Here is a 25,799-nt window from a genome sequence, read left to right as displayed (position 1 = left end):
CGCCCTTGCCGGCCGCGCCTCAGCCGGCCGCGGCGACCCGCTTGGCGAAGGCGGGGGCGAGTTTCGACCGGTTTTTCGTGTGCGCGCTGTGTGCGCCGACACGGGCGGAGTTTCTGACGGGGCGCTATCATTCGCGCGGCGGCGTGCTGGGGGTTTCGACCGGGCAGGAGAGGCTGAACACGGATGTGAAGACGGTGGCGGACCATTTTTTGAAGGCGGGTTATGCGACGGGGGCGTTCGGCAAGTGGCACAATGGCAGCCAGTGGCCCTACCACCCGAACGCCCGCGGTTTCCAGGAGTATGTGGGCTACACGAGCGGCCATTGGGGCGAGTACTTTGACCCGCCGCTGGAGCACAACGGCCGGATGTTCCGGGCGAAGGGATTCATCGTGGATGTGCTGGTGGGGAAGGCGGTGGAGTTCATCGAGACGCACCAGAACAAGCCGTTCCTCTGCTACATCCCGCTGACGACGCCGCACTCGCCGTTCAGCGTGCCGGACGCGCACTGGGGCAAGTTCAAGGACGCGCCGGTCGCGATGCGCGGAGTGGACGGCGAACAGGAGGATCTGGCGGTGACGCGCACCGTGCTTGCAATGATGGACAACATTGACTTGAACGTGGGCCGGGTGCTGCGGCGGCTGGACGAGCTGAAACTGAGCGAGAACACGATTGTGCTGTATTTCAGCGACAACGGCCCGAACAGCACGCGATGGAACGCCGGGATGAAGGGCAAGAAGGGCGTGACTGATGAAGGCGGCGTGCGCAGCGTGTGCTACGTGCGCTGGCCGGGCAAAATCAAGCCGGGCAGCAGCATCACTCCCATCGCCGGGGCGATCGACCTGCTGCCGACCCTGACGGCGCTGGCGGGCGTGAAGCACGCGGACGCGAAACCGCTGGATGGCTGGGATTTTTCCCCGCTGCTGCTCGGAGGGGAGTGGAAGCGCGGCGGACGTGAGCTGATGAACTACAACGGCGGGCGTTTGAGCGTGCGGACGCAGACGCACCGGCTGGATGCGGCGGGCGGGCTTTTCGACATGGTGGCTGATCCGAACCAGACGAAGGACATCGCGAAGGAGCGGCCGGATCTGGCCACCAAGCTGGCCGCAGTGGGTTCAAACTGGCACCAGGAGGTGTTTGGAAAGCCTTATGTGGCGGCTCCAGCCGCAGCAGGGAAAGGAAAAGGGAAAGGCAAGGGCAGGCCGGCGGCGAAGCCGGTGGACGATCGGCCCTACCCGGTGGGCTACACCGAATTTCCCGTCACCCTGCTGCCTGCGCGGGATGGGGAGCCGCATGGGGGCGTGCAGCGCAGTTCCGGCGCTCCGAACTGCTCGTACTTCGTGAATTGGAAGACAAAGGACGATTTCATGACCTGGGATATCGATGTCCACACGGCTGGCGAGTATGAGGTGAGCCTCGACTACGCCTGCCCGGAGAGCGATGCCGGGTCAAAGGTGGAATTGAGCTTTCGCGGTGAGAAAACGACCGGTGAGGTAAAGCCGGGCTGGTTTCCCCGGCTGCTGGACGATCAGGATCGTGCCTCGCGAAAGGGGGAGAGCTACATGCGTGATTTCCGGCCGCTGAGCCTGGGAACGATCCGACTGGCCGCCGGGCGGGGCCTGCTGATCTTGCGGGCTCTGGAGATCCCCGGACAGACGGTGATGGAGCTGCGGCGCGTGACGCTGACACTGAAGACAAACTGATTCATGGCACATTTTGTGATTCCCTAACCGGAACAGGCCTGTTATTCCGACGGCCTCTTTGTCCATGAAATCCCTCTCCTTCTCCTGCCTTCTGGCATCCCTTTCGTTGCTCGCGTCCTGCAGCTCGGTCGAGCTGGCCCCGGCTGACGCGCCACCCATCCTTCTGGCGCAGGAGGAAACCCGGGAGTGCGGCCAGGGGCAGATCGTCTTTCCGGCAGGCGAGTACAAGGCCGAGGTGAAGTCGGAATCGGGCATTTATTACAAGGCACCGAAACGAATCCGCACGCTGGGGGTGCTGATCGGGCGTTCCGAGGAGGGGGGCATCTTTGTCTCGAAGGGGGCCGGGAATCCACAGGCGGCGTGGTTTGGCGATCCGAAGGACAACGTGGACGAGAGCCCGGGCACGCTGTTTGGGGCCATCGGCTGGAGTGCTCCCAAACTGTGGCCGTACACGCCGCGAATCGGCTATTCGGTGAAGAAGTAGGGCTGGCGAGCCTCGGAAGAGTCTGAGTCGGTGCTAAGACGTAAGGACTTTGTGACGAGCAGGGTTTTCGTTGCGTCGATTCTTATAAAAACTATAATCGAGGCTCATGAACAGCCGTCTCATCCTCTGGTCTGTGACTTCCGCCGTGCTGCTGGCGGGAGGCATTGCCGCTGTGAAGGAAGGATGGCTCAATGGCTGGAAAATGCGGTTCGGAGAGCTCATGGCGAGCCCGGGAACTCAGTACAGCGCGGCCAAGTTCCGGATTGATCTGGTGGATCAGTTCAACTACTCGCGCCTGGCATCCAAAACGCCCACGTTGCGGGTTGACCCGGAGATGGAGGCCTGGCTGGACAAGGAATTCGCCAAGATCGACACGACGAACCTCAACCAGGTGACCGAGCTGGTGCAGGAGGCGATGCCGCGCTACTACCGGGTTTCCGTGTGTGCCGCCAGCAGTCCGAGCCTGCGCGAGCTGGTGCAGCGCTTCCACGAGTATGCGCACCGAGCGCAGCCGGAGATGACGCACATGGCCGTGTCTGTGCGGCCCCGTGCCAGCGGCCTGATGCATGAGGCGCTGCTGGTGCTGGGGCAGCGCCTGCAGGACTTCACACCGGAGGCGCTGTCGAAGTCCGGCGACGAGCCGTTTTTCAGCAGTTGCGTGCACTGCAAGCAGCCGCACTTCATGAAGCTGTCCCGTGCCCAGCGCAGCATGGCCCTGGAGTGCCCGAAGTGCCGACGGAAGTACGCGGTGATCGCCGCGGACAGCCAAGGACGTTTCCGCTATGTGAACGAGTTCCTCACCGGCTATGCGCCGCCGGCGATGTTTGCGAAGAACCAGTCGCGGGTTCAGCAGCTGTTCACGATCTGGTCGGCCGTCCACAGCCATTGTCTCTATGCGAATGATCCCGGGGCGAAGCAGGGGACCAACTACGCCAAAAAGGAGCAGACCGACTCCTGGCAGTTCGCCGACGAGACGCAGCGTCTGCAACGGGGGGATTGTGAGGACTCCTCGATCTTCCTGGCGGACTGGCTGATGTCGCGCGGCTTCCAGGTGCGTGTGGCGCTCGGGCGCTACGGCGATCTCGGCGGACATGCCTGGTGTGTGGTGAAGGTGGATGACAAAGAGTATGTGATCGAATCGACCGAAAGCCGCCCCGATCCGACCGATCCGCCCCTCGCGAGCCGTGTGGGCAGCCGTTACGTCCCGGAGGTGTTGTTTGACCGGTTTGCGATTTACGTGCCCTCAAGCCCGAACCGCACCTGGAAAGGCGATTACTGGTCTGCCAACGTGTGGACGCGTATCGAGCCGCGCACGGAACTCGGCGGTGATCCGATTCTGACCCGTGCTCCCATCGGGCCGATGATCCGGGCGGGAGCGAAGAATCTGCTGGAAGCGACGGCGACGGCTGACTCCACACGCCTCGCGCGCACCAGTTTCACAAATCCGGCGTCTCCCTTGCATCTGAATCTGGGGGACATTCCGGCGGGTGCCCGCGAGTGGCGGCAGTCGCTGCTCCCGACGCATGAGCCGTGAGCAGGCGGTGGTGGATCACAGGTTGACGCTCCGGGATCCAGCGTTCAGCATGGGCGATCATGCTCGCCAGCATCGCCATCCTCACGTTGTTCGGCATCTTCCTGCTGATCTTGGAGACATTCCTCCCGGGATGGGTGGCGGGAATTCTGGGGACGCTCTCCATCCTGGCCGCTGTATGGCTCACCATGGCCTCGGAGGAGCTGGCGGGCTGGAGTTCCGGTGCACGGCTGGCTCTGGCGCTGGCGATTGTCGTGGGTTCAGGGGCGATCATGCTGGCGTGGCTGCGCTGGTTTGCCGTGAAGTTCTTTCAGCGCACGTTCACCCTCTCCGCAGCAGTCGGTTCGACTGTGGGCGGATCGAACGCGGCCGTGATCGGCCAGCAAGGCGTGGCGATCAGCGAACTGCGTCCGCTGGGCCGTGCGGAGATCGGCGGGCGGCGTTACGAAGTCCGCTGCCAAAGTGGAATTGCCGCCGCGGGCACCCGCGTTGAAGTGATCGCCTCCGAGCCGGGAAACTTGCTTGTGCGCACTGTCTGAGTGCTGTTTTAGATTCTCAACCCTCCACCCATACTCATCATGTCCACCCTTGAGATTTTCATTGCCGGCGCCGCGATCATCGTCGGCCTCGTGCTGTTCCTGATCGTCGCGAAATTCTTCAACCTATGGCTGCGGGCACGCATCGCCAATGCGCCGGTGAGTTTCACCACGCTGCTCGCCATGTGGCTGCGCGGTGTGCCGAACGCTCTCATCGTCGATACGCGCATCACGGCGGCGAAGGCGGGCATCCCGATTGAGACGGACCAGCTTGAGGCGCACTTCCTGGCAGGGGGGGATGTGACACATGTGGTGCTCTCGCTGATCGCTTCGGACAAGGCTGGCATCCCGCTGAACTTTGACCGCGCCTGCGCCATCGACCTGGCGTGCAAAGGCACTGGCAAGACCGTGCTCGAGGCCGTGCGCACCAGCATCAACCCGAAGGTGATCGACTGCCCGCATCCCGACATGGGCCGGGGCGGAAAAATCGACGCAGTGGCCAAGGATGGCATCTCGTTGCGTGTGCGTGCCCGTGTGACGGTGCGCACGAACCTGGATCGCTTCGTGGGTGGTGCCACGGAGGAAACGGTCGTCGCTCGTGTGGGTGAAGGCATCGTGACCTGCATCGGCTCCGCCAGTTCCTACAAAGACGTGCTCGAAAACCCGGACAGCATCTCGAAACTTGTGCTCGCCAAGGGCGTCGACGCCGGCACGGCGTTTGAAATTCTCTCCATCGACATCGCCGACGTCGATGTGGGGGAAAACGTCGGAGCGAAGCTGCAGACGGAGCAGGCCGAGGCGGACAAGAAGATCGCCCAGGCGAATGCCGAAATGCGCCGTGCCGCAGCCGTGGCCCTCGAACAGGAAATGGCCGCACGCACCCAGGAGATGCGGGCCAAGGTCGTGGAGGCCGAGGCGCAGGTGCCGCTGGCCATTTCCGACGCCTTCCGCAACGGCCAGATCGGCGTCATGGACTTCGCCCGCTATAAGAATGTGCTCGCAGACACCGACATGCGGGCGAAAATCGCAGGCGACTCACCTGCGGCAAGCAAGACGCCATGATCCCGACGGCTGCCATGCCCCCGCTGATGATGCGAAGTGACTTTGATCCCGTGCAGGTGGCGATCATCGTCATGGCGGTCATTTTTGGCTTCATCAAATGGCTGTGGGAAAACTGGCAGCAGAAGCGTGCCTCCGCGCCCCCTGCTGAAGACATCGATCCTGAAGAGCGACGCATGCGGGAAGCCGCCTGGCGTCGGCAAACCGGCCAGGAAGGCCCGCCGCCAGTTCCACAAGCACCTGCCGGCCCAGTTGAGTCACCGTGGGCGGAAGTACGAAAGGCCTGGGAGGAGCTGAAGGAGGCAGCGCAGCGTCCCGAAAGGCCGGCGCCTGCCAGACCCGTGAGCAAGCCGCCCCCCATGCCTCAGCAGCGCTCCGTCCGGGGAGCCTTGGCAGCGAGTTCTGCAAAGGCTGTTTCGGAGGCAGCAGCCAGGCCGCGGGAACGGGCTCCAGTCATTGCTGCTCCGGCTGCCGAGCCTCCAGTCAGCGGGGACTCGATGCTGGCAAAGTTGCAGGGCATGCGTAGCGATCCAGCCTTGATGCGGCAGGCGATTTTGATGCAGGCGATTCTTGGTCCGCCAAAAGCCTTGCAAACCATCCATGAGCCCGCTATTTAACGGCCGCTTCTTCTGCGAGGCACACGCCGGTGTGGTGAAATTGGTAGACGCGCTAGACTCAAAATCTTGTGGGCATCCCCCGTGTCGGTTCGAGTCCGACCACCGGCACCACCTCCAGAATGATGCGCCTTTCATGGTTTGAGGCGCATTTTGAGGCATTTGGCCGCAGGCTAAGGGCGTATCCTTGCAAAACCTGCCGCCATGAAGCTGCTCTCTCTTTCTGGACTGGGGCTGATCGTTGTCCTGTCGATGTCCTGCCGCAAGGAACCACCGCCGCCGCCAAAAATGGACCCGGAGGAGGAGCGCCGGGCCATTCAACTCCGGGAGGAGGCTGATCGACGCACCGCCGCGCTGAAAGAGGCGGCTGCCATACGAGAAGCAGAGCTCAAAAAGGCCATCATTGAGGAGGCTGATCTGCCCCCGGTCAACCCGTCGGCCGAGCCCGCTCGAAACGTTCCCCAACCGCCTGAGCCATGACCGATCAATGCCGGTGGCGGTCGTTGAAACTGGCGACCACACGGGCCGCCTCCCTGTTTTCGGCCTTGGCCTTCAAATCCTGACGTTGGTCGCCTTTGTTTTTGCCTTTGCCGACCCCGAGTTCCATTTTGATTCGAGGCCCTTTCCAGTAGGCCCGCAAAACGGGTAGGGCGAGGCCCTTCTGCTGGGTGGCCGCCAGGAGTTTCATGATCTCGTTCTTGTGCAGCAGGAGCCGTCGGGAGCGGCGGGGCTCATGGGTCTCGTGGCTGGCCTTCTCATACTGCTGAATGTCGCAGCCGTAGAGCCAGACCTGGCCGCGTTCGACGCGGGCGAAGGCATCGGAGATGTTCAACTTCCCCAACCGGATCGATTTGACCTCCGTGCCACGCAATTCAACGCCCGCCTCGTATTTCTCGAGGATGTGAAAGTCACGTGGAGCCTTGCGATTGGTCGCAATCTCCTTCAACGGAGCCGTGGTTTTCGGGTCGCGGTTCACAAACGAGGGCGGTCGATGGAGGGAGAGTACAAAAAATGGGTTCCATGTGTCGCATGGAACCCACGGGGAAAAGCGATGCCGCCGGTGAGATCAGTCGTCGGTGCTGGCCACGGTGATCTTGCCCTGGATAATCTCGAGGAGAGCGAGGTCCGCCTCTCGCAGACCGGGACGGCGTTCGACCAGCGGCGGACGGCCCTGGGCGATCTGACGGACGCGCTTGGACACCATGTTGATCAGGATGGGCGGGTCTTTGACGATTTGCGCGGCTTGTTCGACGAGGTCGGCTCTCATGGGAAGGCAGGGGCTGATTTTTCGGAGGGGCGGAGAATAAGGGAACGCGGGCATGACGCAACTGATATGTTCCCGCTTTTCCCCTTGCGGAATCGGGGGTGGTACTGTCTCATCGGCGCTCATTTTTGACCATGAAGAAAGCGCTAATCACCGGAATCACCGGGCAGGATGGATCCTATCTCACTGAATTGCTCCTGGAGAAGGGGTACGAGGTGCATGGCATCATTCGTCGCGCTTCCTCATTCAACACTGGACGCCTGGAGCACCTGTTCCGACCGGAGTCGCATCTGCCGGCGGACCGGCTGCACCTTCACTATGGGGATTTGATGGATTCCGTGGCCTTGGTGAAGCTGCTCTATGAACTGCGGCCCGACGAGGTTTATAACTTGGGGGCTCAAAGCCATGTACGGGTGTCGTTTGACGTGCCGGAATCGACCGGGGACATCGTGGGCCTGGGTACACAACGCATCCTGGAAGCGATCCGGGAAACAGGGCTGGTGGGAAAAGTGCGCTTTTACCAGGCTTCATCCTCAGAGATGTTTGGCAAGGTGCAGGCGGTGCCACAGACGGAAACGACGCCGTTCTGGCCTCGTTCACCGTATGCCTGCGCGAAGGTTTACGGGCACTGGCTGACGGTGAACTATCGCGAGAGCTACGGCCTGCATGCGAGCAGCGGGATTCTTTTCAATCACGAGTCGCCACGACGTGGCGAGACTTTTGTGACTCGCAAAATCACGCGTGCCGCGACCCGCATCAAAGTCGGGCTGCAGGAAAAACTGTTTCTCGGCAACATGGACGCCAAGCGTGACTGGGGTTACGCCAAGGACTATGTGGAGATGATGTGGATGATGCTTCGGCAGGATGAACCGGACGACTATGTCATTGCGACGAACGAGACCCACAGCGTCCGCGAATTTGTGCAGGAGACGTTTGGCCTGCTCGGTCTGGATTGGGAGGAGCACGTCAAATACGACGCGCGTTATGAGCGCCCGGCCGAGGTCGATCTTCTGATCGGGGATCCTGCCAAGGCCCGCACGAAACTGGGCTGGGAGCCGAAGGTGAAGTTCAAGGAACTCGTGAAGATCATGGTGGAGGCCGATTTGAAGCTGGCCGGGCACGAACTTGCCGTGAAAAACGCGACAGCAGAACTCTAACCTCTCACTCATTCACTTCGCATGAAGAAAGTCGGCATAGGAATCATTGGTGGCGGCCTCATGGGGCGGGAAATGGCCAGCGCATTTGCCCGCTGGTGTGCCTTGACGGATGTGGAGGTGATGCCCGAACTGGTGGCTGTGGCCGACTTGGTGGAGGATGTCAGGAATTGGTTTCAACGCATTCCATCCTGCGCCCAGATCACAGGTGACTACCACGAGCTTCTGGCGAATCCGGCCGTGGAGGTGGTTTATGTCGCCGTTCCTCACAACCTGCACGAAAAAATCTACTGTGATGTGCTGGCGGCTGGCAAAGACCTCTTCGCTGAAAAACCGTTTGGCATTGATCTTGCCTCGGCACGGCGGATTGCAGCAGCGGCGGAGGCTTCGGGGCGTTTCGTGCGTTGCAGTTCGGAGTTTCCCTTCATGCCTGGCGCCCAGCGCGTCATGCAGGCGGTCACGAGTGGAAAGCTCGGCCGCATCTTGGAGGTGGTGGCCGGGTTTCATCACAGCAGTGATCTTGACGCGTCCAAGCCTGCGAATTGGAAGCGCAAGTCGGCCACGTGCGGCGAGATCGGGGTCTTGGGAGATTTGGGCATGCATGCCTGCCACATCCCGCTACGCCTCGGCTGGCACCCACGGCGGTTGTTCGCCCAGCTTCAGAAAGGCTACCCGGAGCGGCCGGATGGAAAGGGCGGTTTTTCGGTCTGCGACACTTGGGACAATGCCTTGCTGCATTGCTGGACCGACATCCACGGCCACGAAGTCCCGCTGCGACTGGAAATGAAACGCATGGCGCCAGGCGAGACGAACACCTGGTTCATTGAGGTGCTCGGCACAGAGGGTGGCGTCCGCTACAGCACCAAAGAGCCGAAGACACTCTGGCTGTTCGAGAACGGAAAAGAGCAGTTTTGGAAACAGACCGACCTCGGATTCAGCACTCCCTTCAAGACGGTGACTGGCGGCATTTTTGAGCCGGGCTTTCCAGACATCATTCAGCAGATGTGGGCCGCGTTCTTGATGGAACGGGAAGGCCTGCTCGGCGCGAGGTGTGGCTGTGCCACGGTCGAGGAGGCTGTGTCCACGCAGGAGATCTTTGCGGCTGCCCTTGAATCACAGTCCAAGGGGTGCGTCACGGTTCTCTGAACCAGTCAGCTCATGTCGCGGCTTGCCGGGATGACTTGAGGGAAGTCGGTGAGTTTCACCAGTGGAATGCCGTATCGTGCGGCGATCGCATCTGCTTCGGATTCCGGGTAGTCTTCGCCGAAATAGACTTCTTTGACTCCGTAAGCACAGAGCATCTGCATGCAACTGGTGCAGGGCTTGGTGGTGCAGGCCACGAGTTTGACGTTTCCACGGGTGAACAGGCTGCAGAGGTTCACCTCCGCATGAAGCATGTATTTCCTTCTTGCGTCCCGATCCGCCCAGAACTCCGTGTCAGCATTATAGCCGGGTGCCAGGCCGTTGTAAGCGGTGCCGATCACTCGATTGTCGAAGTCGATCGCGACGGCACCGACTTTTCTAAACGGGTCCTCCGACCGGAGGCTGGCCACATGCGCGAGCGCCATGGCGTATTCGGGAATCGAGAGACGCGTGAGCGCCGGGAGGGCTTTTGGAAGCATGCTCATTCAATATTCTGCAATGAGCGCCGAGAAACCGAAATAACCAAAATTGTTCACGTGAACATAATTGTTGAACTGTTCGATGGAACATGCTTTAACGCGCTTCTGCGCACCATCTGCTCCGGTTGTCATGAATTCAAAGCGTCCAACTCTCCATCGGCTCCTCTCCCGGCTCCATCATTTGCTGACACCCCAGATGACGGGGGAAGTGCGTCCCCGGCGAGGTTGGGACAAAGCCGTGGTGCGTGAGGTGCAATTGGAATTTGATTTCCGACGCAGGGAACGGCTCTGAGCGGATGCCATCCTCCTGAAGAACGGCTTGGGGTAGTTTCGGAGCCGGAGCGGCCGGTGTTTTCAGAGGCCAGCTAAGCTCTGCTGCCCGAGTTTCAGCCCGACGCGAGATTTTTGCGGTCCATCTGATTGATAATGAAGCGAGTGAAAGTGGCAAAAAGTAGTCAATTTTAATATGGACAAAGGCTCGCAAAATTGCTTCTATCGGTTTTTAAAGTTCCAACCTCTCCCGTTCCCGTCATGCTGATCACACACTCTCGTTCGGCCTCCCACAGCTTCCACTTGCTTCTTCTGGCCGTTGCGGCTGCCTGCTTGGTCCCACAGCAGCTTCACGCCCAGTATGGCGTTTCGCCGTCGCAAACCAGCAACTTCTTCAATGACTTTCGTAATCGTTCCAGTCAGATGAAAAAGAGCGCGCCCGCTGCTCGAAGTGGCGACGTGGTTTACGATTACGAGAAAGGTGCTTACGTGAGCCAGGAAGACCAGGAAGGCTTCCAGAGCCTCCAGCAGCTTTTGCGATCTGATCGTGAAATCTCCCAGCCTTCGGTTCGAAGCGGCAGTTCTGCATTCGCAGCACGTTCAGTGGGTGATTATACCAGCTACTCTGGGCAGTACTCACAGGCATTGAGCTATTTCGCGCCGACCTATACCTCTGACCCGTTCATGTCCGGGAAGCGAAATATGCGCCTGGGTCCGGTGAATGTGGGATTGGGTTTGTATCAGGCCTTTGAATACAACAGCAACGTCAGGCGCACGCCGGTTGCGGTTTCGGATGTGATCAGCAGCACGCTTCTGAACGTCAGTGCCAACTATCGCATCACCCAGAACAATGTTCTCAGCTTGACTGCTGGCATTGGAGTGGACCACTACTTTGACCACCCTGAGCTGGCGGCCTACGGCAATGGCAACTATCTTTTGAACATCCTGCCTGGAAGCACCCTGGCATTCGATATCAAGGCAGGTCCAGTGTACATTACCATTTATGATCGTGTCTCCGTGCGCCCTGCGGTGAACAACGCGTTCATTGGGGCGGCCAATAATAGCAGCTTCGGTGTCTTCCAGAATGACTTCGGTATTGCTGCGAATTGGCAGATCAACTCCGCTTGGGCTCTTGCGGTTAACTACACGAACACCATTTCCAAGGCGCTCGACAGCGCCAACAGCCAGTTCAATCGCACAATGAACTCTCTTCATGCGTCGCTGACGTACAGCCCGACTGCGACATGGATTCTTGGCACCGAAGGCGGCGTTTCACTCCTGGATTATGACGAACCGACCCTGAACGACGCGACAATGTTCAACTGGGGCATGTTTGTCAGCGTTCCGATCGGGAAATCGACTTCCGTGAAACTGGCTGGCGGTTTGCAGATTTTTAACTTCGAAGACCCCACGGTGATCGCGCCTGCCGGTCCTGGGGACACAACCGACCTCAACGGTTATTACTACACATTCACGGTGACCAATCAGTTAAACGCACGCTTCAGCCACACGCTTACCCTTGGGCATGAATCGTCGATCAATCTGGCATCCAACTATATCACAGCAAACTTTATCAACTACGGCCTTTCGATGGTGGCCTGGAAAGGCGGCCGTTTCTCCCTTTCGGGATACTACGAACGCGCTGAGCCCTCGTTCACCAACCCTGCCTTCCCGGGGGCTCAATTCGATATCACGCAGTATGGTCTAGACTTTTACTACACGCATCAACTGACCTCCAAACTTCGCCTCGGCACTGGCTATCACTGGGGGCGCGCTGATTCCGTTGCCATTGCCCAGGATTCCGACCAGCACGGCTTCTCAGTGGACCTCAATTATACGCTTTCTTCGAAAGCAGGCATCAACCTCGGGTATCGTTACTTTATCACTGACAGCCGTGGCGTGAACAACGATTCGACACAGTCACGTGTGATCATCGGTTTCAATTATAACTTCTAACGAATCGGCCGCTTTTCGGTCTCATCCCTTCTTGTGGCCTTCAACCGGCCAAAGTGTGATTCGTTCGAGTTTGGTTGAACATCCCTGATTATCCATGAAAAACGTTACTTTGTTCCTGTTGTCAGTTTTGACCGGGTTGCCATTTCTGCATGCCCAGGATCCCGGTTTCAGGGCGGCAGAACCCTCTTTGTCCTCACGGCGCCAAGCGTCGACATCGGCCTCCACGGGGTCGGTTAATGCTGGTGCCGCCGTTCTGACTTCGATGGACGTTTTGGATAACAATCGGCCCATCTCGGCTGGTGACACGATCAGCATACGTATCCTTGAGGATCGTCGAGAGGCTTTGCAGCAAGTTGTTGCCGTCACTGGTGAAGTTCAGGCCCCTTACGTCGGCTTGGTTCAAGCCAAGGGAAAGACTTGCCGGGAACTGGCCTATACGATCAAAAGAGAGTTGGAAAAGAACTTCTTCAAGAACGCAACCGTGGTCATCGCCATCGACAGGATCAATCCAGATGATTTGATTCGTGAAAAGGAGGTTGATCTGGATTTCTATGTTGTTTTCGGCATCGTGGCCCGTCAGGGGAAATACGACCTTCCTGCCAACGAAGACATTTCAATCAGTCAGGCCATTCTCCGCGCCGGCGGATTTGCCCAGTTCGCCAACAAGGAAAAGGTCAAGGTGATTCGCAAGACACCCCAGGGGAACAAAACCATCCTCGTTAATGTGGACGGAATCATGCGCCAGGGAGACTTGGAGCGGGACATCTTTATCCGAAAGGACGATGTGATCATCATTGAGGAACTGAACTGGAACTTCTGAAATCTCCACGTCTGACGAGCACCGTCTGGTATCGGCGGCAGAATGGCATCCCCAGGCCTTAAATCGAACATCTCAGAAGTTGGAGAATCCAAGGCTATCTTGGTGGCGCTGAAATCCTTTCTGAACTATATCCACGGCCCGATCCTGCGCGCCTGAAGTACTATCACCTGCAATTTTCAGAAACCCTCAGGCCCGCCGCCCTTATCGCATGGAACAGACCCTCAACCTTCCCGGCCCGACCCAGGCTAATCCGCTCAGCCGTATTCACGAGGCTTCGGCGAAGTTTCAGCGATACAAGATCCTTTTGCGGCGACGCTGGTGGTTTCTCCTGCTCACTGCCAGTATTGGCGTCTGTGTTCAGGCGCTGCGGATCACCGGACGTCCTCAAGAGTTCCGGTCTTTGGCAAAGCTGGTCGCGGGCGGACAAATGGTTTTTAATGACAGCGTGACTTGGCGTGAGCAGCAGGCCGATTTCTATGGGACGATCATTGAAACGGTGGAGAGCGCCGAGATGAAGCGACGGGCACTTGAGAGGGTGCGTGCCCTGAACCCCGACCTGAAGGATTCGGATGTGGAAATTCGTGTGGCACAGACCAAAGGGTCCGCCATTTTCAACATTTTGGCGACAGGTTCGGAGCCAAAGTACACAAAGATATTCCTGGATGCGTTGCTGGATGAGTTCATCTCGTTCCGTCAAAGCATCCGAGAGCAGGCTCAAGGGAAGGTGTTGCAGCAGTTCCTTCAGGAGGTGGTGACCAAGCAAAAAGTGATGGATGACAGCCTCGACAAGCTCACCAAGTTCCGCGCGGCCAACAACATCATCACCATAACCAACGGCAACAACGCCGCCGCGCAGTTCCTTAACAGTTTGCAAGCCCAGCGCGAAACCCAGCGCACAACGCTTGAGGAACTGAAGCTGGCAATCGCGAATGTGAACGCCGCCATGGAAGCCCGTGAGCGAATGATGAACGCGGGAGGCTCCATCCCCAAAGGGGCAGATGGAACGCAGCCATCTGGCATCAAGCCCGAGACTTCCCCCGGCAGTTATGGGATGACCATGGCGGAGCAGGATTACCTCAGGACCAAGTCGAAAATTACAGAATTGAAGACCAAGCTCGATTCATTGCTGGTCCAATTCAAGCAGCAGCATCCCATGGTCCAGGATGTGACCGAGGAACTGGCGGCTCTGAAGGCACTGCTGGACTCGTATGCGGAGCAGATTCAGCAGGAAATGCATTCGCAGATGGGTGACATCCAGCGACGTGTGCAGGTGCTGGACGCGCAGATTGCAGAAAAACAGGCGGAGGCCTTGGATCTCGGAGCGAAGATCGCCGAGCACGAGAAGTTGGAGAAGGCGGCGGAGACCGCGAAGATGACTTATGACAAGCTGTTCGAGAAGGTTGAGCAGCTTCAAAGCGTGTTCAATTCGCAGGCGGACTACGTCGCCATCCAGGAGCGTGCGACTGCGGCATCGGAAAACGTGGAAGATTGGGTCATGCCTATCGTGGTAGGTCTGATCGCAGGCGTTGGTGCTGGCATTGTGGTTCTGCTGCTGTTTGATCGCCTGGACGATCGCATGAATTCCTTCAGCGAGTTCCAAGCATTGTTCCCTGCGGAATCGGTCCTTGGACAGGTCCCCGAGCAGAGAAATCGCGGTGATGTGGCGCTTTTGAGACCCAATGACGATCGTCATCTTTATGCCGAGGCGTTCCGCAATGTCCGTTCGTCGATTCTGTTCAAGAACTGGCAAGGCAAGGTTCCAAAAACTATTTTGATCACCAGCGCTGTGCCCAACGAAGGCAAAACGACCGTAACTTCCAATCTGGCAGTCACCATGGCATTGGCTGGCGCTCGTGTTCTGCTGGCAGACTGCGACCTTCGCCGTGGTGGCGTGAGCGAATTGTTCAAGCTGCCCTCGTCGCCCGGCCTTAGCGAGGCCTTGCGTGGCAAGCTGCACTGGCGCGACGCCGTTCAGGAGACCAGCACTCGTAATCTGGATCTTCTCGCTCGTGGCGATGTGTTCGACCAGACTTCCGAGATGCTGCTCTCCAAAACGGCCGAGGAAATGCTTCGCGAGATGTCGGAGGAGTATGATTACGTCATTTTCGACAGCGCTCCGGTTCTGGTGGCCGACGACACAGCCAGCTTCGCGCCCAAGCTCGACACCGTGCTCTTTGTGGTGCGCATGTCCTCGACCATGGCCCGTCTTTCCGGCAAGGCGCTCGACCTGCTTTATGAGCGTCAGGTGAACATCGGCGGGGTGATTCTCAACCGCTCGAGCTCGAACCTCAAAGAGTACACTTACTACAACTACGCCAGTTACTACTACGCTCCGGCGAAGTCTCCACAGCAGCCGTCGGCTGCTCCGGCAACTGCGAAGTCTTGATTCAGTCTCGCGAGAATTGGAGACGGAAAAGGCTCGGGAATCGCTTCCCGAGCCTTTTCATTGTGACTTCGAATGATCGATCAGGCCAGCGTCGCGAGAGCCGCCTTCACAGCATCAAAGTTCGGCAAGTCCTTTGGAGTCGCCGTCTGTTCGGCATATTGGACCACGCCATTCTTGTCGATGACAAAAGCGGCGCGTGCGGCTGTGTCGCCGATGCCGGCGAGGCCGGGAAACAGCACGCCGTACGCGTTAGTGGCAGCCTTGTTGAGGTCGCTGGCGAGGGTGATGCCGATCTTCTCCTTCTGAGCCCAGGCCTCCTGGGCAAACGGGCTGTCCACGCTGACGCCGACCACATCGGCGTTGAGTTCACTGTAGGCTCCAAGGCCAGCGGTGACGTCGCAAAATTCCTGGGTGCACACGCCGGTGAAAGCCAGCGGGAAGAAAAGCAGCACGGTCGCTTTTCCTGCGGCCGGAATCGTGACGTCGATGAGCCCGGAGGCGGTTTTCGACTTGAGGGTGAAACTGGGGGCTTGGGAGCCAACGGAGAGAGCCATGGTGGTGGTATGTTTGTGGGTTGCGTTCAGGCCGGCGGCCCGGAGTGGCTTTTACCAAGACCAGACTGCCAGCTTGGTCAATCTAACGTTGTGGGACCTTCCCGGGACGCTTGGAACCACTACGCGACGGCCATTAGTTCGCGAATCGGCTCGCCGAAGGGCAAAATGGGCATCGGACGGCCTTGGAAATCGTCGAAGGTGTCGTTTGGATCGATGCCGAGGTGCTGGTAAACCGTTGCCCAGAGGTCGTTCGGGCTCAGGGGACGTTCGATGGGAAATTCAGCCCGCGGATTGGTGGCACCGATGACCTGGCCGGTCTGCATCCCGCCTCCGCTGACGATGAACGACATCGCGCTCGGCCAGTGGTCTCGTCCGGGCTGGCTCACACCGGTTTGGGTGCCAGTCTGAGTGTTGATCTTCGGCGTGCGCCCGAATTCGCCCGTGATGATGACGAGCACATCCTTGTCGAGCCCGCGTTGATGGATGTCCTCGATCAACGCTGAGGCCGCCTGGTCGTAAACCGGCATGCGCCAGCGGGCATCGGCATACATGTCGCAGTTCACCGCGTGGCTGTCCCAATTGTAGGTGCAGTTCTTGGGTATCGGCGTGCTGAATGGGTTCTCCCAAACCATGGTGACAAATCGACAGCCAGCTTCCACCAGTCGGCGCGCCATCAGGCCGCGCTGACCGTAGGTGCTGTAGCCATAGCGTTCGCGCACCTTGGCGGGTTCCTGGCTCAAATCGAAAGCGTCGCGCACCTGCGGCGTGGTCAGCATGCCAAACGCCCTGTGGCTGAAGCTATCCATGGCGTCCATGAGACCGCTGCGATCCATCTCCCGCTTCAGATTGTCCATGCCTTTTAGCAGATGCATGCGGTCGTCGATCCGTGATTCCATGTCTGGCGTGAGACCGATGTTTTCCACTTTGAAATCCTTCGTGCTCGGATCGCCGACGACCATGAATGGGGATGCGGAAGGCCCCAGGTAGGCCGCGCCCATCGAAAACACATCGATGCCACTACGACCACGATCCACACCCGCGACACAGGTGGGCATGGCCTGTCCGGGACGTTGGAGCTTGCGGCTGATGATCGACTGCACCGAGGGCGCGTCATTCACAAAACCGACTGGAAGGGCGGGGTTGCGCCCGGTCATGAAACGCTTGTGCCCGCCGCCGTGGTCGGAGAACTCATGATGCACGCTGCGGATGATGTTAAACTTGTCCGCGATCTTCGCCTGCCGCGGAAACAGCTCGCAGATGTGCGTGCCCGGCACGTTCGTGCGGATGGGATTGAGCACGCCGCGATACTCCACCGGCGCGTTCGGCTTCATGTCATAGCTTTCGAGCTGCGACATCCCACCCGGCAGCCACACAAAGATCACCGATTTGTCCTTCAGCTTCCGTCCAGCCGCCTTCGCGATGCTTTCCGCGCGCAGCGTGTCCGCCAGCGACCATCCCGTGAGCGCGAGCGAGCCCATGCTGAGAAAACTCCGGCGTGAGAGCGGACCGCAGCAGGAATGGGGGGAAGGGGAGGCCATGGACGGCGAAATTACGTATGAGGGAGCGCGGACTTTCAGTCCGCAGCAGCAGTGCCAGCACGATCAGATTGCGAATCACTTGGCAGATGGCTTTTCCCTTCGGCGGAGTGCTGCGGATTGGAAATCCGCGCTCCGTCACTTCAAGCTCAAGATAAACGCCTTCACGTCCGCGAACTCCTGGGGCTTCAGGATGAGGTTCATTGAGGGCACATTAGCGGTCCTGTTTCTCCTCAAGCTCGTGCTCGTCGGATAGGATCACTTTGTACCCTCCAAAGAACCAGGCGATACATCCGAGAACGACCACGGCTGCAAGGCCTTGAGCGATGCCTGTCGCCATCTCCAAAGCCTCAACTTTACGATCTTCGGCTATCCCTTTGAAAAGTGGGCGCAAACCCAGGATGAGACCCACGATCAATGCAGTCCATGCGGTCCATTTGACCAGCCAGTTTGCTTCAAGATTGCATCTGCAAGCACGGCAGCACCAATTGAATGCATTGAGGGCTTTGCTCCATTCTCTGAAGCTGACCGTCTTTTGTCCGCAGTTTGGGCAATTCATGAGTTCCAGAATATCTCGAGCAAAGTGGGATGGCGCTTACTTCAAGCTCAAGATAAACGCCTTCACATCCGCGAACTCCTGCGGCTTCAGGATGAGGTTCATCGGCGGCATGGGGCTGATCGGCGTGGCGGTGTAGCCTTCGGCGAGTTTGGCGTTCGGGTTGATGAGGCTTTCGAGGATGTAGGCCTCGTCTTTGCGGCTGGCGATGCCATCGAGGGCGGGGCCGACGGCGCTTCCTTGGCCTTTGAGGATGTGGCAGTTTTTGCAGGCGGCCACGGGATGCTCCCAGAAGATCTTTTCGCCACGTTTGGCATCACCGACGAGCTTGGAGGCGTCGTCTTCGCTTTCGAGGACGAGTTCGCAGAGCTTCACGTCGTCGAAGTAGATGTCGCCTTTGCCGACGTGGAGGAGGTTGATGCTGGCCTTCGTGCGGTCCTTGCTGTTGAAGATGACCTCGACCTCGGTCCAGTCCTGGTTGCGGCTGATTTTGGGCGAGGTCTCGGCGCGGCCGATGTGGTCGTTGAGGCTGGCTTTGCCACGGAAGGCGTGTGTTTTGATCCAGGCGCTGAGACGGTATTCGGTGTTCGGTTTGAGCGGCACGTCGGCGAAGTTACTGGTGTCGGCGTCGTCGCGGGTGATGCAGCGCATGGCGCGTTTGCCACTGTGGACCATCTTGGGATCGGTGACGAAGCCCCACTGCGCATCCTTGTTGCCGGGGCGGTTGCCGTAGTCGCGATGTTGCCACGTTTTGGCGATGGGTTCTTCAAAGCCGGGGTTGGGGAGCAAGTTGGGGCCTTCTTTGTAGTTCAGGGCCTTGTGCTTCTTGCCGAGCATCTTCGCGGCCTCGGCGAGCCATTCGTCGTTTTTGACGACGGGATCAGCGGCGAGCTTTTTGACGAGCGTCTGGATTTCCGGCGTGGTGGGGAAATCGGAGAGCTTCACGAACGCGGCGAGGCGCGTGTTCAAATCCGGGTCTGAAATGACGCCGGAGCCGAAGAAGAGGTCCTGCGCGGCTTTGTCGCTGCCGAGGGCGCGGATGGCGTTGCGGCGGAGTTTGGCGTCTTTGGAGATGAGGGCGGTTTGGTGGGTTTTGGCGTCGAGCGTGCCGAGAGCCTGCTGCACCCACAAATCATGGGTCCCATAGGTCGCATGGGCCACATAGGACTTACTTTCGACGGCCAAACGCTGGGCGGTGAGCCTGCTGTAAAGCGTATCGGCGTCCTTCGCGGCACCTTTCGCCACGATGCGGTAGATGCGCCCGCGGCTGTGATCCCGCAGGTCATTCTCATGCGCACCACCGACGCCGGTGGTCGCCACGAAGCCGCCGCGTTCTTTGCTGGGCGTGGGGTTGTGCTGGATGATGTAGTTTTCGAAGTCGGCCACCCAGACCGCGCCATCGGGGCCGACTTCGGCATGCACGGGGCTGTTCCATTCGTCGCTGCTGGCGTAGATGTTGAAGGCATCGAGCGCCTTGTAGCCGGCACCGTCGGGCTGCACGTCCATGAGAGACACGACCTTCATCGTGGGCTCGCAGACCATGGCCATGCCTTGGAAGCGCTTTGGCAAAGCATCGCTGTAGATGAAGTTCGAGCCTGCGACGGCGGTGTAGCCGCCGAAGACATCCACCTGGCGGAAGTTCGGCGTGATGGTGTGGCAGGTATCGACCACGTTGATCTTCTTCGCGGTCATGCCGCGACTGCCTTCGGCGTAAGCGGTGGCGGGAATGCCGCCGAAGAAGATGGGCGCGCCATTCGCCGTGCCGCCGAATTGATCGCCCGCGTCGTTGTAGCTGTGGCCCCAAGCGTTGTTGGTGAACTGATGCAGGAACTCGAGCGCACTGCCGTCCGCTTTGAAGCGATACGTGCCCATCGCGAACTGATGCTGCTTGCCGCCGACGTAGCCCTCGATGCCGCTGTAACCGACGCAGCCGTAGATCCAGTTGTCGAAGCCGTAGTGCAGGTTGCTGGCCTGCGCGTGCGTGTCGCGGATGCCCCAGCAGTCCATGATGACCTCGCGCTTGTCGGCTTTATCATCGCCGTTGGTGTCTTCGAGATAGATGAACTGCGGCGGCGCGGCCACGATGATGCCTTTGCGGGCGAACACGATGCCGGTGGGCAAATTGAGCTTGTCGGCGAAGACGATGAACTTGTCCGCTTTGCCATCGCCATCGGTGTCCTCGCAGATTTTCACGCTGTCTTGGCCCTCGTGGTTCTCGGTGATGCCATGCGGGTAGTCGCGTGTCTCGACGACCCAGCAGCGGCCGCGCTCATCCCACGCGAACGCGATCGGCTTCGCGATGTCCGGCTCCGCCGCGAAGAGCTTCAGCTCGCAATCCGCCGGCACCTGCGTGCGCTCCATGCTGCCTTTGGGCGAAAACGGCTTCTGGAAGGTGAGCGGCTCCGGGCGCTTCTCGTAGTTCGCGACCTGCGGATGCTTCTCACGCCGCTCCGGCTCTCTTTGGGCCAAAAAGGCCTCGTAGGCGGCTTTGCGCTCGGGGGAGAGCTTCGAGAGGATCGCTTCGCGGCTCAGATCATCGCCCGCTTTGACGACGAGGTCATATTTAGCGTCCACTTTGTCCTTCGCGTAATCAAAGTAGATCGCGTCACGACCAAGGTCACGCATCGCAGTGTGCAACGGGGCGGTGTCGGCACCGGGCGTGTCGATGTAGAGCACGCGGACGGGATTGGCGGCGGCTGTGATAGCTGTGAGCAGGAAGATCAGCGATTTCATGGTTGTGAGGATGTTACGAGATCGTCGTGAAAGCTGTGCGGACAACTTTTGGGCGAAATCGGCCGCGAGATGTCCTTATGTGAACGCTGTCGAATGCTGGAATGCCAAGCTGGCTTTTCCAATCACCCGAGGCATCATCGCGGGTCGTGACTGATCTGACAAAACTGCGCCTGTTCTTCTTCCTCGCTCCGCTGCTGAGCGGCATCATTCTGGTTTTCGCTTTCCCTGGCTGGAACTCCAATCTCGCGGTCTGGTTGTGGCCTTTTCCGCTTCTGTCCGTGCTGTGGCCGTGGCGGAATGTCGATGGGGTGAAGGTGCGGCCTTTCTGGCGTGGGTATCTGGCAGGGCTGGCATTCTTTCTGCCAAACCTGTGGTGGGTGCGGCATTCGTCGCGGGTGATCGGTGGTGCCTATGACGACACCTGGATTGGCTGGGGGCCGGAGTTGCTGGGATTTGGGGCCGCCATCGGCCTGTCTGGCTATTGTGCGGTCTATTTGGGTCTGTGGAGCTGGTTCACGCAGCGCTATGCCCGGCCGAAGGTGGAAAAGCTGACGAAAGAGAGCTGGCAGATCAGCACCACGCACTCGCTGGGTTGTGCGTTCCTGGCTGCGGCCGCCTGGGCGGCCTGCGAGTGGCTGCGCAGCACCACGGTCTTCACCGGATTCGGCTGGAATGGCCTTGGCGTGGCGATGCATCGCAATCTGGTGCTGATCCAGGCGGCGGATCTCGTGGGCGTGCTTGGTTTGTCGTTCCTGCCGATGTTCGTGGCCTGCACCGCCTGGAACACGCTGACGCGTCTTGTATTCGCTTATCGCGGCGAAGGCACCTGCAAGTCGCGGCTCGATCTCACGGTGGCTTTGGTGCTGCTGCTCGGCACGGCGGGTTACGGGATGTTGAAGTTGACCGAAAAAGCCGGTGATGACATCACGGTGCGCACGGTGTTGGTGCAGCCGAATGTGGCGCAGGTGGATGCGTGGACCGGACGTCTGGCGGAACAGATCTATGACCGGCTGGACAAGTTCACGCGCATGTATGCCGGGGCGCGTGATGGAAAGAACCCCGTCGATCTGGTGATCTGGCCGGAGAGTGCCCTGCCGGTGAACCTCAATGACCATTTCCACCAGCTCCCTGAAGGCTGGCACACGAATTACTTCGATGATTTGCTTCACGCGGGCGAGTTCAGCCTCCTCACCGGCACCGAACTGCATGAACATGGGAGAACCCATGTCTCCGCCGTGTTGTTCCGCGAGCATTCACGCAACCGTCAGGACTATCACAAGCTTCACCTGGTGCCGTTCGGGGAATATCTGCCGCTGGGGGATTATCCGCCCTTCTCGCTGCTGCGGGGCGTCATTCCGGGGGATTTCACGCCTGGGACGAATGCGGAGCCACTGCAACTCATGAAACCGGAGGTACAGATCATTCCACTGATCTGCTTTGAGGACACGGTGGGTCGTGTGGCGCGTAAGTTTGCACGCGAAGCGCCGCAGATGATCGTGAACATCAGCAACGACGGCTGGTTCCTGCAAAGCGATGAGACGGAGGTGCACCTCGCGAACGCCTTGTTCCGTGCGATCGAACTGCGGCGGCCGATGGTTCGTGCGACCAACACGGGCGTTACGTGCTTCATCGACACTCACGGTCGCGTCACGTCCCGGCTGGATGACCCGGACACGGGCAAATCGTTTGTGGAGGGCGTCCTGCCTGGCGAGGTGCAGGTGCCGCGTCAGGGCAAATTGACGCTCTACGCGCGATTCGGCGATTGGTTCGCGATTTTGATGCTGCTGATCTGCGTCGTGAAGTGGGCCGTGGCTCGTTTTGCCCGCCCTGCTACTTCGTGATCTGGATCAAGCCTGCGCCAACGGCCTGCGGTGACGCCTGGAGCGGTTTCGCGGTGCGGGTGAGCAGCGGGATGATGTTCTGCGCGTAGTAGCCGCGGCTGAGCAGGGAGGCGACGACGCCGGTCGTGATCGCCGTGGCCTGCGAGGTGCCGCTGCTGATCACGAACTTGTTGCCGGTGTAACCGGAGACGATGCCGACACCTGGAGCGGCGAGCGTGAGTCCGTTTCCCGAGTTTGAAAACCAGGCCTGGGTGCCAGTGGCGTCCACCGCGCCGACGCTGATCACGCCCGGCAGTCCGGCCGGCATGGCAAGACTGGTCTGCTGCTCGTTTCCGGCGGCGGCCACGATGAGCACGTTGTGGCTTTGGGCGTAGCGGACGGCCTCTTCGAGCATGGGCGTGGAGGTGCCTGAGCCGAGACTGATGTTGATGACGCGTGCGCCGAGGTCGGTGGCTTTGACGATGGCGCTGGAGAGCAGCGCTGTGTTGCTGATGCCGTCGGCGTCCGTGACGCGGATGTCGATCAGCTTCGAGGCGGGGGCCACTCCGCCGACGGTCTCGTCGTTTCCAGCGATGAGAGATGCCATCGCGGTGCCGTGGCCGTTCATCGTGCTGCCGTCATTCAGCATGTCGATGTGGGTGATCTGCGCGTTTTGCAGTGAAGGATGGCTGGCGATGCCGGAATCGATCACGGCCACCGTCACGCCCTGGCCCCAGGCGGAACGATCGGCGGTGGCACCGATCATTTCGAGGCCCTGGCTGCGAAAAGGTTCGCGTCCGCCCGCGTTGGCAGTGTCGGTCTGTGCAGGCACCGGCAAACCGGGCACGCGCACGATGTAATTCGGCCCGACGTGGCTGTAATCTTTGCCGTAGTCGTGCAGATCGCGTTCCAGGCCGCTGAGATCGTGAAAGCGGACGCGGGCGGTGCGCAGTTTCGGGTCGTAGCCGAGCACTTCGAGGCCGAGGGCTGCCGCCCGATCACGAAATGCGGCCAGCGCCTCCGCTGTGCGGAAGGTGAGAAGGGCTTCGTTTGGGACGGAGCCTGGAACGTTCAGCGTCTCGAGCTGTGGTGAGGCCTCGGCATGGCCAATGGGCTCGCCGTCGGGCTCTGGGGGTAAAACCGCCCGTGACGGCGACTTGGTGACCTTGGGAGCGGCGGCTGTTTTCGTTGCTGCTGGCGATGCCGGAGCTGGTGTGCGCTGGCTTTCCCAGACGAGCCAGCCGACCGCTCCGGTCATCACGACCAGGGCAGAGGCGAAAAGAGCGGCTGGCAGACGGCTTGGGCGCATGAATGCGGAACGATGGCACAGAGCGGTGATGGCGCGAGTTCTGCTTTGCCCGTGAAGGGAAGTTTTCAGAACTACAGTCTTGTCGCCTCGCGACGCTTTGCCTAACCTCGCCACCATGTCGCAGAAAAAAGAAGCCTGGGGATCACGTCTTGGAGTCATCATGGCCGTCGCAGGCAGCGCGGTCGGATTGGGCAATTTCCTCCGCTTTCCCGGCCTGGCGGCCCAGTATGGCGGCGGGGCTTTCATGCTGGCCTACGCGATCAGTTTCCTCATCATCGGCCTGCCCATCGGCTGGGCGGAGTGGGCGATGGGACGCTACGCCGGGCAGCTTGGCTACAACTCAGCTCCGGGGGCCTTCGCGGCGATCATGCGCAACCGCTGGGCGAAGTTCATCGGCATCATCGGGGTGATCGTCCCCGTCGTGATCTACCTTTACTACGTGATTATCGAGTCATGGTGCATCGGCTACGCGGTGAATTTCTGGAGCGGCAATCTGCACCTGAAGGACGCCACCGAGACCGTGGGCTATTTCGCGAAGTTCACCGGTGCCACAGGGGATGCGGCGGCGATGTCGTTCTCTGGAGACGTGGCCCTGCCGTGGCTGCTGGGCGTCTTCGTGTTTAATTTCTACCTCATCTATCGTGGCCTCTCCGGGGGGATTGAGAAGATGTGCAAGATCGGCATGCCGCTGCTGATCGTGCTGGCGTTGTTGCTGCTCGGGCGTGTGCTGACGCTCGGTGCGCCGGATGCCAGTCGGCCGCATGACAACGTGGTGAACGGCCTCGGCTACCTATGGAATCCGACCAAGGTCCAGGTGGTGAAGGCGCAGCCGGGGCCGGATGACAAGCCTCGTGAAGTGGTCGGAGCGGCGGCAATTGAGTCAGCAAAGAGCGAGGTGGCCGCCAGCGGTGGAACCCTCGTGTTGCGTGAGGTGGGGGTGTTTGAACAGCTCGCGAATCCCAGCCTGTGGCTGGCGGCCGCAGGGCAGATCTTCTTCAGCCTGTCCGTCGGGTTTGGAGTGATCATCGTTTACGCCAGCTACATGAAGAAGAACGATGACGTCGTGCTCAGCGGTCTCACCGCCAGCAGCGCGAACGAGTTCTGCGAGGTCGCGTTGGGCGGTTTGATCACCGTTCCGGCCGCGGTGGCGTTTCTCGGCGTGGCTGGCGTGGCCGGGCAGGCCGGGGTGGGGCTGGGCTTCAAGATCCTGCCTCTGGTGTTCTCAAAAATGCCGGCTGGGGCGTTCTTTGGCGGTGCTTTCTTCTTCATGCTTTTCCTCGCGGCCGTGACGAGCTCCATTTCGATGCTCCAGCCGGGCATCGCCTTTGTCGAGGAGGCCCTGAACGTCGGTCGCCGTGCCTCCGTGACGATTCTGGGGCTGCTGACAACCTTTGGCACCGGTTTCGTGCTGTATTTCACCGGAGATTTGAAGGCGCTCGACACACTCGACTTCTGGGTGGGCACATTTTTGATCTTCGTCCTCGCGACCATCCAGATTATCGTGTTCGGCTGGAAATGGGGCATCGACAAGGGCTTCGCTGAGCTGCATCAGGGCGCGGCCATCCGCGTGCCCTGGATCTTCCGCCCCATCATCAAGTGGATCTGTCCCGCCTTCCTGCTGTTCATCTTTGCCATGTGGCTGCTGAAGGAGATCTTCGGCTTCGACCTCGCCACAGGCGCGGCCGGACCGGTGTCTTATTACGTGACCGATCTGTTCGGTGACAAGGCGAGCAAGGCTGCGCAGCTCAGTGTGGCGCTCGTCATGGCGATCTTCGTTTTCTTTGGCCTCATGACCGGCCGCAGCCAGGCCTATGCCCGTGCGGAAAAAGGCCTCCCCAAGCACGACTGACACCCACAGCCAACCGCGAACACGATTATGACCTCTGCCGGCCTCCT

The 25,799-nt window shown here is 59.9% G+C and carries 22 protein-coding genes and 1 tRNA gene; 15 read left to right on the top strand and 8 right to left on the bottom strand.

What is annotated here, in order from left to right:
- From IAE77_RS06295 to IAE77_RS06260, 8 genes are all read left to right on the top strand, one after another.
- Positions 1-1,700: sulfatase-like hydrolase/transferase (locus tag IAE77_RS06295; protein WP_294223434.1), on the top strand; the 1,700-nt coding region annotated here is incomplete at its 5' end.
- 64 nt (positions 1,701-1,764) lie between these two features.
- The gene (locus tag IAE77_RS06290; protein WP_294223431.1) at positions 1,765-2,184 is read left to right on the top strand and encodes a hypothetical protein; all 420 of its coding nucleotides are present in this window, start codon (positions 1,765-1,767) and stop codon (positions 2,182-2,184) included.
- Between the two features lie 106 nt (positions 2,185-2,290).
- Positions 2,291-3,718 carry a hypothetical protein gene (locus IAE77_RS06285; RefSeq protein WP_294223429.1) on the top strand — a complete coding sequence of 476 codons (1,428 nt, stop codon included), beginning with the start codon at positions 2,291-2,293 and terminating at the stop codon, positions 3,716-3,718.
- Positions 3,719-3,777: 59 nt separating this feature from the next.
- The gene (locus IAE77_RS06280; protein ID WP_294223426.1) at positions 3,778-4,254 is read left to right on the top strand and encodes an NfeD family protein; all 477 of its coding nucleotides are present in this window, start codon (positions 3,778-3,780) and stop codon (positions 4,252-4,254) included.
- Between the two features lie 39 nt (positions 4,255-4,293).
- Positions 4,294-5,313 carry a flotillin-like protein FloA gene (gene floA, locus IAE77_RS06275; RefSeq protein ID WP_294223423.1) on the top strand — a complete coding sequence of 340 codons (1,020 nt, stop codon included), beginning with the start codon at positions 4,294-4,296 and terminating at the stop codon, positions 5,311-5,313.
- Positions 5,310-5,927, top strand: a complete 618-nt coding sequence (locus IAE77_RS06270; RefSeq protein WP_294223421.1) for a hypothetical protein — start codon at positions 5,310-5,312, stop codon at positions 5,925-5,927. Before floA ends, IAE77_RS06270 begins: the two co-directional genes overlap by 4 nt.
- Before the next feature lie 25 nt (positions 5,928-5,952).
- A tRNA-Leu gene (locus IAE77_RS06265) sits at positions 5,953-6,038 on the top strand.
- 90 nt (positions 6,039-6,128) lie between these two features.
- The gene (locus tag IAE77_RS06260) at positions 6,129-6,404 is read left to right on the top strand and encodes a hypothetical protein (RefSeq protein WP_294223418.1); all 276 of its coding nucleotides are present in this window, start codon (positions 6,129-6,131) and stop codon (positions 6,402-6,404) included.
- Between the two features lie 4 nt (positions 6,405-6,408).
- Here IAE77_RS06260 and smpB read toward each other — a convergent pair whose 3' ends face one another.
- Both smpB and IAE77_RS06250 read right to left on the bottom strand, forming a co-directional pair.
- A complete protein-coding gene (gene smpB, locus IAE77_RS06255) occupies positions 6,409-6,900 on the bottom strand; it encodes an SsrA-binding protein SmpB (protein ID WP_294223416.1) in 492 nt (163 codons plus the stop codon).
- 90 nt (positions 6,901-6,990) lie between these two features.
- Entirely contained in the window at positions 6,991-7,191 is a 201-nt protein-coding gene (locus IAE77_RS06250; protein WP_294223413.1) for a DNA-directed RNA polymerase subunit omega, read from the bottom strand.
- A gap of 131 nt (positions 7,192-7,322) precedes the next feature.
- On the opposite strand from IAE77_RS06250, the gene gmd reads away from it, so the two are divergent.
- Together gmd and IAE77_RS06240 are read left to right on the top strand one after the other, a co-directional pair.
- Positions 7,323-8,345, top strand: coding sequence for a GDP-mannose 4,6-dehydratase (gene gmd, locus IAE77_RS06245; RefSeq protein ID WP_294223410.1), 1,023 nt, complete (start codon positions 7,323-7,325; stop codon positions 8,343-8,345).
- Positions 8,346-8,366: 21 nt separating this feature from the next.
- Complete coding sequence (locus IAE77_RS06240) at positions 8,367-9,488, top strand: Gfo/Idh/MocA family oxidoreductase (RefSeq protein ID WP_294223408.1); 1,122 nt, start codon at positions 8,367-8,369, stop codon at positions 9,486-9,488.
- A gap of 5 nt (positions 9,489-9,493) precedes the next feature.
- Here the strand turns inward: IAE77_RS06240 and IAE77_RS06235 are convergent, their stop codons facing one another.
- The gene (locus tag IAE77_RS06235; protein ID WP_294223404.1) at positions 9,494-9,964 is read right to left on the bottom strand and encodes a deoxycytidylate deaminase; all 471 of its coding nucleotides are present in this window, start codon (positions 9,962-9,964) and stop codon (positions 9,494-9,496) included.
- Between the two features lie 531 nt (positions 9,965-10,495).
- Between IAE77_RS06235 and IAE77_RS06230 the strand changes: the two genes are divergently transcribed.
- The 3 genes from IAE77_RS06230 to IAE77_RS06220 all read left to right on the top strand — a co-directional run bounded on the left by IAE77_RS06230 (position 10,496) and on the right by IAE77_RS06220 (position 15,396).
- Entirely contained in the window at positions 10,496-12,190 is a 1,695-nt protein-coding gene (locus IAE77_RS06230) for a hypothetical protein (protein WP_294223401.1), read from the top strand.
- A gap of 94 nt (positions 12,191-12,284) precedes the next feature.
- Positions 12,285-13,010 (top strand): polysaccharide biosynthesis/export family protein, encoded by a 726-nt coding sequence (locus tag IAE77_RS06225; protein ID WP_294223398.1) that lies wholly within the window; start codon positions 12,285-12,287, stop codon positions 13,008-13,010.
- Positions 13,011-13,218: 208 nt separating this feature from the next.
- Positions 13,219-15,396 carry a polysaccharide biosynthesis tyrosine autokinase gene (locus IAE77_RS06220; protein WP_294223395.1) on the top strand — a complete coding sequence of 726 codons (2,178 nt, stop codon included), beginning with the start codon at positions 13,219-13,221 and terminating at the stop codon, positions 15,394-15,396.
- An 80-nt stretch (positions 15,397-15,476) separates the two neighbouring features.
- Here IAE77_RS06220 and IAE77_RS06215 read toward each other — a convergent pair whose 3' ends face one another.
- The 4 genes from IAE77_RS06215 to IAE77_RS06200 form a co-directional block, all read right to left on the bottom strand.
- Complete coding sequence (locus tag IAE77_RS06215) at positions 15,477-15,950, bottom strand: redoxin domain-containing protein (RefSeq protein WP_294223392.1); 474 nt, start codon at positions 15,948-15,950, stop codon at positions 15,477-15,479.
- Positions 15,951-16,069: 119 nt separating this feature from the next.
- Positions 16,070-17,488: a DUF1501 domain-containing protein gene (locus IAE77_RS06210; RefSeq protein ID WP_294223389.1), complete on the bottom strand. Its 1,419-nt coding sequence runs from the start codon at positions 17,486-17,488 to the stop codon at positions 16,070-16,072.
- A 211-nt stretch (positions 17,489-17,699) separates the two neighbouring features.
- Positions 17,700-18,044: a hypothetical protein gene (locus IAE77_RS06205; protein ID WP_294223386.1), complete on the bottom strand. Its 345-nt coding sequence runs from the start codon at positions 18,042-18,044 to the stop codon at positions 17,700-17,702.
- Positions 18,045-18,080: 36 nt separating this feature from the next.
- Complete coding sequence (locus IAE77_RS06200; protein WP_294223383.1) at positions 18,081-20,774, bottom strand: PVC-type heme-binding CxxCH protein; 2,694 nt, start codon at positions 20,772-20,774, stop codon at positions 18,081-18,083.
- A gap of 146 nt (positions 20,775-20,920) precedes the next feature.
- On the opposite strand from IAE77_RS06200, the gene lnt reads away from it, so the two are divergent.
- Complete coding sequence (gene lnt, locus IAE77_RS06195) at positions 20,921-22,615, top strand: apolipoprotein N-acyltransferase (protein ID WP_294223381.1); 1,695 nt, start codon at positions 20,921-20,923, stop codon at positions 22,613-22,615.
- On the opposite strand, the gene IAE77_RS06190 is transcribed toward lnt, so the two are convergent.
- Positions 22,605-23,903: a S8 family serine peptidase gene (locus tag IAE77_RS06190; RefSeq protein ID WP_294223378.1), complete on the bottom strand. Its 1,299-nt coding sequence runs from the start codon at positions 23,901-23,903 to the stop codon at positions 22,605-22,607. The genes lnt and IAE77_RS06190 overlap by 11 nt on opposite strands.
- A 115-nt stretch (positions 23,904-24,018) precedes the next feature.
- Here IAE77_RS06190 and IAE77_RS06185 point away from each other — a divergent pair, with 115 nt between their 5' ends.
- Positions 24,019-25,752 carry a hypothetical protein gene (locus tag IAE77_RS06185; RefSeq protein WP_294223373.1) on the top strand — a complete coding sequence of 578 codons (1,734 nt, stop codon included), beginning with the start codon at positions 24,019-24,021 and terminating at the stop codon, positions 25,750-25,752.
- The last annotated feature ends 47 nt before the right edge of the window (positions 25,753-25,799 follow it).

Source organism: Prosthecobacter sp., from assembly GCF_014879935.1.
In the GTDB taxonomy this organism is placed as follows: domain Bacteria; phylum Verrucomicrobiota; class Verrucomicrobiia; order Verrucomicrobiales; family Verrucomicrobiaceae; genus Prosthecobacter.
Note: the sequence above shows the minus strand (reverse complement) of the source record. Positions and strands in the feature narration are given on the sequence as shown.

What these genes read in the sequence shown, in the direction of transcription:
- IAE77_RS06200 (WP_294223383.1), bottom strand. Translation starts at nt 20,774, where the DNA reads ATGAAATCGCTGATCTTCCTGCTCACAGCTATCACAGCCGCCGCCAAT.
- IAE77_RS06215 (WP_294223392.1), bottom strand. Translation starts at nt 15,950, where the DNA reads ATGGCTCTCTCCGTTGGCTCCCAAGCCCCCAGTTTCACCCTCAAGTCG.
- IAE77_RS06220 (WP_294223395.1), top strand. Translation starts at nt 13,219, where the DNA reads ATGGAACAGACCCTCAACCTTCCCGGCCCGACCCAGGCTAATCCGCTC.
- IAE77_RS06190 (WP_294223378.1), bottom strand. Translation starts at nt 23,903, where the DNA reads ATGCGCCCAAGCCGTCTGCCAGCCGCTCTTTTCGCCTCTGCCCTGGTC.
- IAE77_RS06250 (WP_294223413.1), bottom strand. Translation starts at nt 7,191, where the DNA reads ATGAGAGCCGACCTCGTCGAACAAGCCGCGCAAATCGTCAAAGACCCG.
- IAE77_RS06270 (WP_294223421.1), top strand. Translation starts at nt 5,310, where the DNA reads ATGATCCCGACGGCTGCCATGCCCCCGCTGATGATGCGAAGTGACTTT.
- IAE77_RS06210 (WP_294223389.1), bottom strand. Translation starts at nt 17,488, where the DNA reads ATGGCCTCCCCTTCCCCCCATTCCTGCTGCGGTCCGCTCTCACGCCGG.
- gmd (WP_294223410.1), top strand. Translation starts at nt 7,323, where the DNA reads ATGAAGAAAGCGCTAATCACCGGAATCACCGGGCAGGATGGATCCTAT.
- IAE77_RS06205 (WP_294223386.1), bottom strand. Translation starts at nt 18,044, where the DNA reads ATGAATTGCCCAAACTGCGGACAAAAGACGGTCAGCTTCAGAGAATGG.
- IAE77_RS06285 (WP_294223429.1), top strand. Translation starts at nt 2,291, where the DNA reads ATGAACAGCCGTCTCATCCTCTGGTCTGTGACTTCCGCCGTGCTGCTG.
- IAE77_RS06260 (WP_294223418.1), top strand. Translation starts at nt 6,129, where the DNA reads ATGAAGCTGCTCTCTCTTTCTGGACTGGGGCTGATCGTTGTCCTGTCG.
- IAE77_RS06225 (WP_294223398.1), top strand. Translation starts at nt 12,285, where the DNA reads ATGAAAAACGTTACTTTGTTCCTGTTGTCAGTTTTGACCGGGTTGCCA.
- IAE77_RS06290 (WP_294223431.1), top strand. Translation starts at nt 1,765, where the DNA reads ATGAAATCCCTCTCCTTCTCCTGCCTTCTGGCATCCCTTTCGTTGCTC.
- IAE77_RS06280 (WP_294223426.1), top strand. Translation starts at nt 3,778, where the DNA reads ATGCTCGCCAGCATCGCCATCCTCACGTTGTTCGGCATCTTCCTGCTG.
- IAE77_RS06185 (WP_294223373.1), top strand. Translation starts at nt 24,019, where the DNA reads ATGTCGCAGAAAAAAGAAGCCTGGGGATCACGTCTTGGAGTCATCATG.
- floA (WP_294223423.1), top strand. Translation starts at nt 4,294, where the DNA reads ATGTCCACCCTTGAGATTTTCATTGCCGGCGCCGCGATCATCGTCGGC.
- IAE77_RS06230 (WP_294223401.1), top strand. Translation starts at nt 10,496, where the DNA reads ATGCTGATCACACACTCTCGTTCGGCCTCCCACAGCTTCCACTTGCTT.
- IAE77_RS06235 (WP_294223404.1), bottom strand. Translation starts at nt 9,964, where the DNA reads ATGCTTCCAAAAGCCCTCCCGGCGCTCACGCGTCTCTCGATTCCCGAA.
- IAE77_RS06240 (WP_294223408.1), top strand. Translation starts at nt 8,367, where the DNA reads ATGAAGAAAGTCGGCATAGGAATCATTGGTGGCGGCCTCATGGGGCGG.